This is a genomic window from Pseudomonas sp. NPDC089569 (assembly GCF_050280625.1).
Taxonomy (GTDB): Bacteria; Pseudomonadota; Gammaproteobacteria; order Pseudomonadales; family Pseudomonadaceae; genus Aquipseudomonas.
Map to the genome: position 1 here is coordinate 1 of NZ_JBNNVQ010000017.1, position 11,974 is coordinate 11,974.

Here is an 11,974-nt window from a genome sequence, read left to right on the forward strand (position 1 = left end):
CGACTATTGAGAAAATCTTCACCGCGATGAATTTCAACGCGATCGTGATCGATTTGACCGAAACCCGCAGCATCGACAGCACGACCCTTGGCCTGTTGGCCAAGCTGTCGATCCTGTCGCGGCAAAAGGTCGGCCTGCTGCCGACCGTCGTCACCACCCACGAAGACATCACCCGACTGCTGCAGTCCATGGGCTTCGAGCAGGTGTTCAATATCGTTGACCAGCCTGTGCCGTGTCCGGAATGCCTGGACGATCTGCCGGATCAGGATCAGTCCGAAGAGGTGGTGCGGATCAAGGTGCTGGAAGCGCACAAGATCCTCATGGGTCTGAACGATTCCAATCGTGAAGCGTTTCATGACCTGGTGAATGCGCTGGAGCGCCATTGATTTAATAAGCGGCGCGCATGAAAAAGGGCGAACCTGTGAGGGGTCGCCCTTTTTGCATTTCAAGCCATCAGATCACAGCTTGGCCTGCAGCAGCGCCTCAAGCTTTTCCTGATCCCGGGCGAATTGGCGAATACCTTCCGCCAACTTCTCGGTCGCCATGGCGTCCTCGTTGGACAGCCAGCGGAACTGCGTTTCGTCCAGCTTCAGACGTGCTTCACCGGCATGGCCTGGCGACAATTTGCGTTCCAGCTTGCCGGTATCGGCCGCCAGTTTATCGATCAGATCAGGGCTGATGGTCAGGCGGTCACAGCCGGCCAGTTGTTCGATCTGGCCCAGGTTACGGAAGCTGGCGCCCATGACCACGGTCTTGTAGTCATTGGCCTTGTAGTAGTTGTAGATGCGTGTCACCGATTGCACACCCGGATCGTCTGCGCCTGTGTACTCGTTGCCGGTGGCCTTCTTGTACCAGTCGTAGATACGACCCACGAACGGCGAAATCAGGAACACCCCGGCGTCTGCGCAGGCTGCGGCCTGTGCGAAGGAGAACAGCAGGGTCAGGTTGGTCTGGATACCTTCCTTTTCCAGGATCTCGGCAGCGCGGATGCCTTCCCACGTGGAAGCAATCTTGATCAGCACGCGGTCACGGCCAATGCCGGACTTGTCATACAGCTCAATCAGCCGGTGCGCACGCTTGAGCATCGCCTCCTTGTCGAACGACAGGCGGGCGTCCACTTCAGTGGAAATGCGTCCCGGGATCACCTTCAGGATTTCCTGCCCTACGGCGACGCCGAAGCGGTCGCTGGCCAGGCCGACATCGCCCTTGCAATCGCTGACGCACGCGTTCAGCAGCTCGGCGTAGGCGGGAATGGCCGCTGCCTTGAGCAGCAGGGACGGGTTGGTGGTGGCGTCCACCGGTTTGACGCGAGCGATCGCTTCGAAATCGCCGGTGTCGGCAACCACGGTGGTGATGCGTTTGAGTTGTTCCAGCTTGGAAGTCATGGGCGTGCTCTGTCCTTTGGATCTGATGACATTACCCGAGCGCTGACAGCCACTCAAGGGCGCGTATGTGTATCGATGGTCCCCGCGGCAACAACCTGAAAACGGCTGTTTGAATGGCGGGGTGCGCTATCGGGAAATACGATGCCCAAACCGCGTACAGGTTCAACGCAACCGACAGTCAACGCCCTTCGAGCAACTGCGCAGCCTGATCCAGCAAGGCCAATGGCTCTTTGGTCTTGTGGATGTCCACCGACAGCAACTGCCGGAACTTGCGCGCCCCCGGAAAGCCGGTGCCCAGCCCCAGCATATGCCGAGTGATGTGATGCATCGAACCGCCCGCCTCGAGGTGCGCGGCGATGTAGGGGCGCATCCCTGCCAGCGCTTCGGCACGGCTGATCACCGGTGCAGTGCTGCCGAACAGTTGCTGATCCACTTCGGCCATCACATAGGGGTTGTGATACGCCTCGCGACCGAGCATCACACCGTCGAACGTCTGCAAATGCTCGTGACAGGCTTCAAGTGTCTTGATCCCGCCATTGAGAATGATCTCCAGCTCGGGAAAGTCCGCCTTCAACCGCGCCGCCACGTCATAACGCAAAGGCGGAATCTCGCGGTTCTCCTTCGGCGACAACCCTTCCAGAATCGCAATCCGTGCATGCACGGTAAAACTCGTACAACCGGCTTCGCGAATCGTACCGACGAAATCACACAGCTCCTCATAGCTGTCACGGCCATTGATGCCGATGCGATGCTTGACCGTCACCGGAATCGACACCGCATCACGCATGGCCTTCACGCAATCGGCCACCAACTGCGGATGCGCCATCAGGCAGGCACCGATCATATTGTTCTGCACCCGATCACTGGGGCAGCCGACATTCAGGTTCACCTCATCGTAACCATGCTCCTGCGCCATCCGCGCACAAGCCGCCAGGTCCAGCGGAACACTGCCGCCCAGTTGCAACGCCAGCGGGTGCTCGGCTTCGTCATGACGCAGGAAACGCTCGTGATCACCGTTGAGCAGCGCACCGGTGGTGACCATTTCGGTGTAGAGCAGGGCGTTCTTCGACAGCAGGCGCAGGAAGTAGCGGCAGTGGCGGTCGGTCCAATCCATCATAGGCGCAACGGAAAACCGCCGAGACAGCGTAGAGCTTGAGGTTGCTAGGGATGTAGCTGATTTTTGTACCATTTTACTCTACGCGTTTTGAACGGGTTTTCGGGGGTAAATGGGCGTTTTCGAGAGGTCGTTGGTACAATGTACCAACCCCTTTCACAATTGTACCAGTTGACCATGGCCACGATCAGAGCACGGAAACGCACCGACGGCAGCATCAGTTACACGGCACAGATACGCCTGTTTCGCGATGGAGCGCAAGTTTACCAAGAGAGCCAGACCTTCGCCCGAAAACAGGCCGCCCAGGCCTGGGTTCGCAAGCGTGAAACCGAACTGGACCAGCCTGGCGCCATTGAGCGGGCCAACCGCCAAGGGACCACGGTCAAGGAAATGATTGATCGTTACCTGCTCGAAATGGCAAAAGTCCGCCCATTGGGCAAAACCAAACTGGCCACGCTCAAGGCGATCAGCGAGTCGTACCTGGGTAAACTCAGCGACCAGGACATCAACAGTCAGCAGTTGGTGGAGTATGCGGTGTGGCGGATGGGCGAGGAGGGCGGAAGTGTCCAGCCCCAGACAGCCGGTAACGATCTTGCCCATCTCGGTGCTGTACTGTCGATTGCCCGACCTGCATGGGGGTATGAAATTGACTCTCATGCGATGGCGGACGCACGAAAGGTTTTGAAAAAGCTTGGCTACAACATGAAAAGCCGAGAGCGCGACCGACGGCCTACGCTGGACGAGCTGGACAAACTTCTGACGCACTTTCGCGGGATTCAAGCTCGCCGCCCAGCGTCGATAAACATGCTCAAAATGACGGCTTTTGCATTGTTCTCAACCCGTCGACAAGAGGAAATCACGCGCATCCGGTGGGAGGATCTGGACGAAGAGGGCCAGCGGGTGTTGGTGCGCGACATGAAAAATCCCGGCCAAAAGATTGGCAACGACGTTTGGTGTCATTTACCGCCCGAAGCCTGGGCCATTCTGCAAACAATGCCGAAATCGCTGCCCGAGATTTTTCCATACAGCGCTGAGTCCGTATCTACGTCCTGGACCAGAGCTTGCAAGTTCCTGGGCATCGAGGATCTGCACTTTCATGACTTGCGTCATGACGGTGTTAGCCGACTGTTTGAAATGGACTGGGATATTCCGCGAGTCGCCAGCGTGTCAGGACACAGGGATTGGAACTCCATGCGACGTTATACCCATTTGCGCGGTCGCGGCGACATTTATGCTAACTGGAAATGGTTGGAGAAAGTCCTACAGGCGCCCGTAAAGCTGGGCGCCCGGACATTGAAGTGAGTTAACTGCCGCGCGGCACGCTGTTCAGTTGAGTGGTTTCTTTGATGGCCGCAGCGCGTTGCGCATCAAGGTAGTTAGCAAGATCCGTAATGTGAACGCCCTTTGCACTTTTTTGGCTTGGTTCTAATCGAGTGATTGGGATTTTTATTTGTCCGGCCAGCACCTTTCGTTGAAACATTTCAGCGGTGAGGTGCGTGAAGTAGTCGCTGCAGACCCGCGCCAGCGGAATGATGGCCTGGCCATCATATTGGGCAAGAAGCACGAAGAAAGTCTTCATGGTTTCTCCCCTTTCGTCAGTTGCCTAACTGGGCACAACTGTGTAGCCCATTTGGCAACCGAAAACTTGTACGTGATAGCCTCGGCGTTGCCATCGTTGAGGGTTTGGGCTTGCATGGTTCTCTCCTTTCAGTGGTGGTAGGCGTCGAGGGGTTGCAGCCCCTCGGCACCGTTCTTTCAGCCTTTCCTGCGGCTGCTTATGAGTCTTCTTCTCCCATTGCGCGTGCAAGCTCAATCAGGTAGAACGGTTCGTTGTTCGGTATCTCCGTAACCTCCAGCTCGCCCTTCTCGCCGAAGACGAAAAGCCACTGACCGCACATAAACCGTCTCGAAATGTTCTGATCCGTGGCAGCAGCAGCGTCCCTGGCGGTGATGAAAAGTTCGACGGTTTTTTGCGTTTCTTCCTTCAGTTCACGACTCGCCCTGGCAAGCTCGTCGTGGGCGCGCTCAAGCATGTACAGGGCACGTTGAAAATTACTGATTGGCTTCGGTTGATTCGTTTTTGTCGTGTTCATGGTTATTCTCTTTTCAAAATTGACACCAAGGGTTTGCAGCCCCTCAGCGCCGTTTCGTTGATTACTTGGCAAGCCAGATCAGTACGTCCGGCACTTGAATGGCCACGATCGCGATCAGTGCGACTGTTGAAATCGTGATGAGCAGATTGCTCAACAATTCCCGGCTGCCCGATTGGGCTGTTTCATTGGTACGCTGCATGGTTCTCTCCTTTCAGTGGTTGCCGGTTGCAGCCGGCGTTACAGGGAGCTGTCTGGCTTTCGCACCAGGTGCAGCTCCAAGCCTTCAAATTCGTTGTTGTCCCCGGTGATCGATTGCCACTCCAGAACCGCCTGGATCTGAATCTGCGAGCAATTCAGCACCAGAATTTCTCGCTGACCGTCTGTTGCCCGAACCTCCAGGATGTCGACCAGCCCACTTGCGCCGTAGGCGTCGGCCTGCACGGTTTTCCGGTGGTCGTTGCCCATCTGGTTTTGCAGCTCGGCAACGCGGTCCTGCAGGCTGATCGATGTGCCGAGAGCGCCTTCGGCGAGTACTTGAATCTGCATTGACGTGTCCTCGGCGGTCAGGCGTTGAAAATCCAGCACTTCACAATCGGCTGTTTCGTCATGACGGCGTTGGAGTACTTTCGCCTGATGAGCACGCACCGCACTGTCGGTTGCCTTGTTGGTTTCGATCAGCTTTCGAGAGCGGGAATCTTTCAGGCGCTCGCGCAGCTCGCCGATGTCGGCGACCTTCTGGCGGTGTTCGGCGGCGGCCTTGACGAAATCGTTGAGGTTGATGGCGATGGTGTGGTCTTTCTTGCTGTGGTTGACCACCGGGCCGTCCGCGTCCAGGCCTTCGAGGTACTCGTACACTTCCCAGAACTCAGCCACTACCGGGTGATCCGAGCTGATTGAGGCCTGGCGCTCGATGGCCATGCGGATGATCTGGGCGCGGGTATGGCTGATCTGAGAATCACTGAGGGGCACGACCAGGCGCAGGCAATCGAGCAGGGCCAGCAGCTGGGCGTGGTTCTTGTTGATCCGCTCCACACGGATGTAGCCGCGCAGCTTGTTGCCGCAATGGGCACAGTGGCTCTGCTCATCTTTGAATGGCGTTTCGCACGCAAAACAATGGCTGTGGAGGGTGCGCAACTTGGCTTCGTAGCCTGGCATGCGACTGGCAAACAGCTCCATCACTTCCGATTCTTTGCGTACCGCTTGCAGCAGGAAATTGCTGAGTTTTGAACCTTCCAAGGAATTGAGCAGGTCCGCCGCCGCTCGGCTTTCGGCCGTAACGGTTGGCCGAACAAAGTGCAGCTTCACAATCCGGGTCATGATCGCCTCGGACGCTACGACAGGCGCGTTCTGGCTGATGGCGATGGTGGCTCGAAAGGGCGGCTCGTAGGTTTCGTTGCCGGCGGTTTTCACGCCTTTGGTGGCCAGCGTGCCGCCACCGTAGTAGTCCTTCAGTTCGTCCCATTCGAATGTTTTGGCGTGGGCCTTATCGTCGCCGCTGCGATCGGACTCCAGCAGCACGACAGGCATGCCGGAGATTTGGCCCATCAAACGGCTGCGGCCGGCCTTGGTGGATTTGGAAGGGTCGAAGCCTTCGTACCCTTCACGGCCCAGCAACTTCCACAGCAAGGTGAGCAGGGTGGTTTTACCGGCGCCGGCTTCGCCCGTGGCTTCGAGGAATGGGAACGACTGGTACCGAGCGCGGATTTGCTCGGCGAACAGCGAGCCGAACCAGAAGGTCAGTGCAACGGTGCCCTGGGCGCCGAAGCATTGCCAGAGCAAGTCCAGCCAGCGTGTGTCGTAGTCCTTGGCGTCCTTCTGCAGGGCGATCTTCACGCCTTTTTGCAGGCTCTTGAGTTTCAGTTTGCCCATCTCGAAGAACTCTTCTTCGTTGATGGTGATGAGCTGGCCTTCCTTAATGGCGATGTCGTTGAACACGTAGCAGCCGTATTCCCGGCTGTAGCCCACGTAGTCGATGGTTTGCACGGTTTTGATACCGAAAAGCTGGTCTTTCATGATCTTGTCCAACTGTTGTCCACTGCCGGTGAACACGGCTCCGGCACCCATGCCGAGAAGTCTTTTTTTGAATTCGCTGGCGGCGGCGACCTGGCCACCGGTGAAGGTGTTTTTCACCGAGCCACCGTCGTGGGGGAAATCGACGCGGAAGAAGTACCAGGACTCGTCGGTGATCTCGTTGCGCTGGAAGTACAGGGCTCTGGGGTAGCAGTTAGCGATCTCGACCACGCAGCCGGACATGCGCAGCGCCTTGGCGCGACGCTCTTTGTCGTTCAGCTGTTGGTCTTCATGCTTCTCGCTGGCATCCAGTGCCTGCATGGCACTGTTGAAATTCGAAATGTCCAACTTCCACCAGTACAGGCGGGAGTCGAAGCCGAAGTGAAACTCCTCTCGCTCGCGCCACTGGTACATGAGCAAGGCTTTCTCGACGGCGCTGTCTGCAATCAGCAAGGCGCCGTGGTGCTTGGCTTCGCCCAGCTCTTTGTCGATCCGCTGGGTACGGGCATCGACGTCATCCATAAATGCCCAGCGTTGATGTAGATCGTTCCAATCGACCTTGCGCGAATCCGGCTGCGGGATCTGCGCGGCCTCGCAGGTGAAGCCGATATCGCGCGCCTGACGGACCCACATGCGGGTGTATTTGTGGGCGCCTGGTTCGTTGTCCAGAGCCCAAACAAGCCTCGGTGTTTTACCGCCGCGAGCCGTGATCAGGGCTTTCAGCGATTCCTCTGGGTAGGCGTTCGAGGACAGGGCGGCGACAGCGGGGATGCCGTTTTGCACCAGGGCGATGGCATCGAAAATACCCTCGACGATCCACAGTTCATCCACCTGCAATAGGTCCACGCAGGGCGGTACCCACCAAAATCCTTTGTAGCTATCACCTGGTTTGAAGCGCGCCTTTTTCTTGCCGAAGCGGTTCGGCTTATCGATGAGCCGTTCCCAGTAGCCGCCTTTTTCGAGAGGAAAGCGAACGGTGGCCGAACCGATGTTCAGTTCCCGGTCAAAGTAGTGCTCCTGGGTGTACCAACCCTCAATCTGGCCAACGTCGAAGCCGCGGGCGAAAGTCAGGTAGGCCTTGGCACTGGCTGCCGGCTGATCATCGGTGGCAGGGGCGCGCTTGCTCCAATCGTCGAACAGGTCGCTGTACAGCTCTTTCACCGGCTCCATGTAACGGCATTTCTGCTCGCGGCCACAGCGGATGAACCATGGCTCGTCATGCCGGGAAAACAGCCGCTTCTGGTTGCACTGCGGGCAGGTGCCTTTGCGCATGTATTTAGTGCCAGCCATGTGCTGCAGACCATAATCGGCCTCGAGCCGCTGCAACACGTCAGCGCGAATCTTATGGTCCATGGCCTTCACTGCGCACGCTCCCCAGCATCGGGGGCGAGCTGCTTTTTCAACTCACAACGCGTGCGGCAGATGCCGGCCAGGTAAGGCAGGTCCTGGAGAACTTTGGGGCCCCGTTGGCCAGCGGGCACGTTCCGGTAGCGATCGGAGTACCAAACGTCGGCCATGGTGGTGTCGTACTGGCTGTTGAGCCACTGCAGGTATTGCTTTGCCTGCTGCTGGTTCAGCTCCAGCTGGATGGTGATATTGCTCATTTCGGCCACCAATAAAGTGCAGTTTCCCCTTACCCACGCAAGGCGGGCATGTCGCAGGGGCGGTTCAGATTTAGTTCGAGGTGTCGCGGGAGGTCAGCAAGCGCGCAGGTAGGAAACGCGCCGGCACGGGGTAGCGCTTCTGGGTTTGGGTATCCAGCAGCCAGACCAGGTATCGAAAGGCGCTGCTTGCCGGATAGATGCCCAGCCGTGCCACGCGTTTTGTGGTCATGCTTTCGAATTCGGTCACTGCCAATTCGGCGATGCGTTGCACCAGGTGCTCAGGTACTTCGAGCGACTGGGCGAGGTAGCGTTTGCAGTTTTCAAGAAGCTGATGGTCACCGGACAGATGTTGTCCCTGTTGGCGGTACAGGTAGGCCACGGCAGCCTGTTGCATGGCGGCGCGATAGTCATTGGTGGGGTTGATCGTCAAGGTGATGGCGTTCATGCGAGTGTGGCCTCCATTTCCAGTTGATCCAGCAAATCGGGTTGATCGTTGGCTGACTTCATTGCAGCGCGGCGCAGGGATACGTCGGCGATCGGAAGGCGAACGGCGGGATTCGCCATGCCGCTCGGGCTCATTTCATGGGTCATTTCAAACTGGGCACGCACCGACCAGCCGCAGGCCTCGTTGACGCATTGCAGGTAGGCCACGCGCAGGAAAATATGGGTGCCTTCACTGGTGCGGATACGCATACGGCCCATGCAGTGGGGGCAAACAAGTTTGTAGGTGCTCACTGATCGGCCTCCTTGCTGTGCAGTTGGATCGTGGCCAGCACCTCGGCATGGCGAGCGCTCAGGTATTTGCTGTGGGCTGCGAGAATCGCAACGGCCTCACCTTTATCGATGGCGCCATCGGCCAACGCTTTCTCGATGATCTGATCGACTACGCCTCGTTTTGCAGAAGTGCTCACCGAGCGGCTATACAACTCGACGTTGTCCAGGGTTTCAGGGGCGGCGATGGGCACGAACATGCCGTCGTAAAGGAAAGCCACGTACTCAGGGAAAAAACGGGTGCCAGCCTCGCGCTCGAGCATGTGAATCTGGTCATCGCGCAATGGCCGGCTGCCGGCGTTTTCGTAGACGTGATTGTCGAATTTCTTGAGTTCGTAACCGAGACGCGCTGCGGCGCATTCGCGTCCACCTGGGTAAGCACAAACAACGGCGCTGACGACTTGGCGTCTGGTTTCTAGCACTGGGCGTTTCATGTTCTGGTTTCCTCCGTGAGCCAGAGGCCCTAGTTTGCAATCACGCCGTCTTTGATACCGAGAAGCACAGCAGCTCGATGTGCCTCCCCTCGCAAGCATTTTTTCTGGCCATTTAGAACCGCGTACACGGTTGAAGGAGAGAGGTCGTTTTTTTCCGCCCATTCCTTCGCCGTGATTCCTTGTCGGGCAAGGCGATCGCGGGCCCCTTGGCGCGCTTGCTCGGTTGGGTATGTGTTCGGCATAGTTCCGTTTCGTGTGATTTCGTGTGATGACAGAGGAAGATTATTCAACATTCGTTGGATCGTCAACTTCTTAAGGGGTCGTTTTGTTGAATATTGGCGAAAGGCTGAAAGAGGAGCGTGTCCGCTTGGGGTTCAATCAGGCGGACTTCGCAGCTTTTGCTGGGGTAGCCAAAACCTCTCAGTTCAATTACGAGAAAGGTGATCGCAGTCCAGATGCGGCTTACCTTGCGGCTGTGGCTGAAAAGGGCGTGGACGTGCTCTACGTCGTGACAGGAGAAAGGAAGCCTTTATCCAGTACCTGCATGACCCCAGACGCATCTGACTTCTTCGCGGTGTATCAGCTCGTGAGTGAGGCTGACCGCGATGTGCTGTTTCGAACAGCGCAGGCTTTTGCAAAGGCACGTGGGTAGGAAAAGACTGCAGGAGGCTGATTGCTTTCAGTCTTGAGCTGGGGTGAAGGACGTAAGACGCGGGCCATGGGGGCCAGCGAGTTTTCGAGGACGATGTGAATGGATGGTGTTGTTGCAATAGTAGCGTTGGCAGTTTTCGTCGGTGTCTGGTGGTGGTTGGTAAAACAGTTGCGCAAGAGCGGCAGGGGCTTTTTGATGCGGCACCTGTTGGGATGCTCAGCCGCTTGGATGGCGGGTTTGTTGATAGTCGGATCCGCAATCTCCATGGGGATCATCGAGTCCAAACCTGTAGAAGTGGCTCAGAAGCCGCAAGCTTCCAATCCTACGTTCAAGTACTCGATCGTTAACGATGAACACCGAGAGGGCAGACCCCGTAAGGTCGAAGTACTGTTGTCTCGCCGACTGACTGATGGCGAGCTGGCTGATACTGCGAAGGCGATCCGTGACGATTCGTCAGTAAAAGCGGAGAAGACTTTCATTGGTTTTCGGGTTGAAGGCCAAACCGAAAAAACTTTCTGGGCGAATGCCAGTTTTGATCCCGATTTCAAAAGTTCGCTCATCGGCCTCAGTGCCCAGGACTATCAGACTCTGGTGACGATGGACTTGAAGGCGTATCCGGACATGTTGGGTAGCTGGCTTCGCGACGGTGCCCTGGGCCACGTGATGGTTTTGTACAAACGAAACGGCCAATACAGTATCGATTCGATCTTCCCTAGTGGCGGAAAAAATACTGAGAACTATCAAGCGAAGACGCTTGCTGATGGATCGCTGCGCCTGGATGAGCCTGAAAATAGTTTCCATGAGTATTACGTTGTCGACTCCAAAGGGAATTTACAGGGCTGGGGTGAGAACGGTGTCTACATGACGTTACCGCCCACCAAATCTTCCCTCTGAGTCCAAGGGAAAACACTACTTACATTTCCATCGTGGTGCGTGGCTTCGGGAGTGGTCGTCTGCACGACGGCCCCCATTCAATCCGGGTCAGTGATTTTTTCTTTTGACGCTGGTGACACACACAAATGTGCTGAGAATGGGGAACTCCCGGGTGAGTCAGGTGGTGCAAATGCCCCCGCGCCCAACACAAGGAAATGGAGTACGCAAAATGGAAACCCTTACCCCTTTGGAGCACCTCTTTCTGAATTTTCTGCGCGAGCTGAGTGAGCAGCAGCGTCTGGACGTGTTGAGGATTCTGGAGGTGCTCGTGCAGTCAGAGAAGTAAGGCACGGTGGAAAGAGGCTCCGGCATTGAGCCGGAACCTCTTGGTGTTGGTTAGCTTGCAGCTCCTCTCTTAGAAACTCTCAAGAAAAAAGAGAGGGTGTCGACAAGGTCTATGTAAGGGAAATTCCGAAGACGCTCTTTAAGTAGAGGTTTATTGCCTGGCATGATTTTACCGTCTAGCAGTCTACGAGAAGGGCTCTCCACTAAACAGGACACATGGAAAAGGTAGGATTTGTGGACGTTAAAAAAGAAATCAAAGCTGCAAAAAGGCTGCAACTTGTTGGCCTAATCATCGCGGCTGTGAGCATCGTGTTTATCGTGGTCTCGTTGCTGCTGTCGATCTACTCTTACGCCGACCTTCAGGGGTGGGAGCGCCTAAAAAACCTGGTAAGCAGCATCTTCGCACACACCAATTTTCCAGTAATTGGCGGTATCTGGAATATTGCTGCTATTGCAGACTTCAGTGAACCGTTACAGGTGAAAAACCTAGGTTTTCTTTGTGAGTTAGTCTTGTTTACGGTTGGTGCAGCAATGGTGGCCACTGCAAATATCACCCTTAGAGATATTGCGAAGGCCTCACACGACGCGACGCAGGAGCGCCGGAAAGAGCAACTCAAGAAAGAGCAAGAAAAGTTGAGCGAACAACAGCGGGTGAAAGAGCGGTCTTAATTGGTTCCATTGTGTAAACCCGGT

General features: G+C 56.4%; 16 protein-coding genes and 1 pseudogene. 5 read left to right on the forward strand and 12 right to left on the reverse strand.

Going from position 1 to position 11,974, the window contains the following annotated elements:
• Positions 1-386, forward strand: a 386-nt coding sequence (locus ACQKP2_RS10345) for an STAS domain-containing protein (protein ID WP_427576174.1), incomplete at its 5' end; no start/stop codon positions are given.
• Between the two features lie 72 nt (positions 387-458).
• Here ACQKP2_RS10345 and tal read toward each other — a convergent pair.
• Positions 459-1,385, reverse strand: a complete 927-nt coding sequence (tal, locus tag ACQKP2_RS10350) for a transaldolase (protein ID WP_427576175.1) — start codon at positions 1,383-1,385, stop codon at positions 459-461.
• A gap of 178 nt (positions 1,386-1,563) precedes the next feature.
• Positions 1,564-2,574: a tRNA dihydrouridine(20/20a) synthase DusA gene (gene dusA / locus ACQKP2_RS10355; protein ID WP_427576176.1), complete on the reverse strand. Its 1,011-nt coding sequence runs from the start codon at positions 2,572-2,574 to the stop codon at positions 1,564-1,566.
• A 102-nt stretch (positions 2,575-2,676) separates the two neighbouring features.
• On the opposite strand from dusA, the gene ACQKP2_RS10360 reads away from it, so the two are divergent.
• Complete coding sequence (locus ACQKP2_RS10360) at positions 2,677-3,801, forward strand: site-specific integrase (RefSeq protein WP_427576250.1); 1,125 nt, start codon at positions 2,677-2,679, stop codon at positions 3,799-3,801.
• 1 nt (position 3,802) lies between these two features.
• Here the strand turns inward: ACQKP2_RS10360 and ACQKP2_RS10365 are convergent, their stop codons facing one another.
• The 10 genes and pseudogenes from ACQKP2_RS10365 to ACQKP2_RS10410 all read right to left on the reverse strand — a co-directional run bounded on the left by ACQKP2_RS10365 (position 3,803) and on the right by ACQKP2_RS10410 (position 9,653).
• Positions 3,803-4,078, reverse strand: coding sequence for a pyocin activator PrtN family protein (locus ACQKP2_RS10365; RefSeq protein WP_427576177.1), 276 nt, complete (start codon positions 4,076-4,078; stop codon positions 3,803-3,805).
• Positions 4,079-4,274: 196 nt separating this feature from the next.
• A complete protein-coding gene (locus ACQKP2_RS10370) occupies positions 4,275-4,592 on the reverse strand; it encodes a hypothetical protein (protein WP_427576178.1) in 318 nt (105 codons plus the stop codon).
• 61 nt (positions 4,593-4,653) lie between these two features.
• On the reverse strand, positions 4,654-4,791 hold the full coding sequence (locus tag ACQKP2_RS10375; RefSeq protein ID WP_427576179.1) for a hypothetical protein: 138 nt from the start codon (positions 4,789-4,791) through the stop codon (positions 4,654-4,656).
• 38 nt (positions 4,792-4,829) lie between these two features.
• The gene (locus tag ACQKP2_RS10380; protein WP_427576180.1) at positions 4,830-5,138 is read right to left on the reverse strand and encodes a hypothetical protein; all 309 of its coding nucleotides are present in this window, start codon (positions 5,136-5,138) and stop codon (positions 4,830-4,832) included.
• A gap of 17 nt (positions 5,139-5,155) precedes the next feature.
• A pseudogene (locus ACQKP2_RS10385) lies at positions 5,156-7,955 on the reverse strand (toprim domain-containing protein).
• Between the two features lie 5 nt (positions 7,956-7,960).
• Positions 7,961-8,206: a hypothetical protein gene (locus ACQKP2_RS10390; RefSeq protein WP_427576181.1), complete on the reverse strand. Its 246-nt coding sequence runs from the start codon at positions 8,204-8,206 to the stop codon at positions 7,961-7,963.
• A gap of 70 nt (positions 8,207-8,276) precedes the next feature.
• Positions 8,277-8,651, reverse strand: a complete 375-nt coding sequence (locus ACQKP2_RS10395; RefSeq protein ID WP_427576182.1) for a hypothetical protein — start codon at positions 8,649-8,651, stop codon at positions 8,277-8,279.
• On the reverse strand, positions 8,648-8,941 hold the full coding sequence (locus ACQKP2_RS10400) for an ogr/Delta-like zinc finger family protein (RefSeq protein WP_427576183.1): 294 nt from the start codon (positions 8,939-8,941) through the stop codon (positions 8,648-8,650). The genes ACQKP2_RS10395 and ACQKP2_RS10400 overlap by 4 nt, the downstream gene beginning before the upstream one ends.
• A complete protein-coding gene (locus tag ACQKP2_RS10405) occupies positions 8,938-9,411 on the reverse strand; it encodes a YmfL family putative regulatory protein (RefSeq protein WP_427576184.1) in 474 nt (157 codons plus the stop codon). The genes ACQKP2_RS10400 and ACQKP2_RS10405 overlap by 4 nt, the downstream gene beginning before the upstream one ends.
• A 29-nt stretch (positions 9,412-9,440) precedes the next feature.
• Entirely contained in the window at positions 9,441-9,653 is a 213-nt protein-coding gene (locus ACQKP2_RS10410; RefSeq protein ID WP_427576251.1) for a DNA-binding protein, read from the reverse strand.
• 86 nt (positions 9,654-9,739) lie between these two features.
• Between ACQKP2_RS10410 and ACQKP2_RS10415 the strand changes: the two genes are divergently transcribed.
• The 3 genes from ACQKP2_RS10415 (at position 9,740) to ACQKP2_RS10425 (ending at position 11,950) form a co-directional block, all read left to right on the forward strand.
• Positions 9,740-10,063, forward strand: a complete 324-nt coding sequence (locus tag ACQKP2_RS10415) for a helix-turn-helix domain-containing protein (RefSeq protein WP_427576185.1) — start codon at positions 9,740-9,742, stop codon at positions 10,061-10,063.
• Positions 10,064-10,162: 99 nt separating this feature from the next.
• Positions 10,163-10,957, forward strand: a complete 795-nt coding sequence (locus ACQKP2_RS10420) for a zinc ribbon domain-containing protein (protein ID WP_427576186.1) — start codon at positions 10,163-10,165, stop codon at positions 10,955-10,957.
• Positions 10,958-11,515: 558 nt separating this feature from the next.
• Entirely contained in the window at positions 11,516-11,950 is a 435-nt protein-coding gene (locus tag ACQKP2_RS10425; protein ID WP_427576187.1) for a hypothetical protein, read from the forward strand.
• The last annotated feature ends 24 nt before the right edge of the window (positions 11,951-11,974 follow it).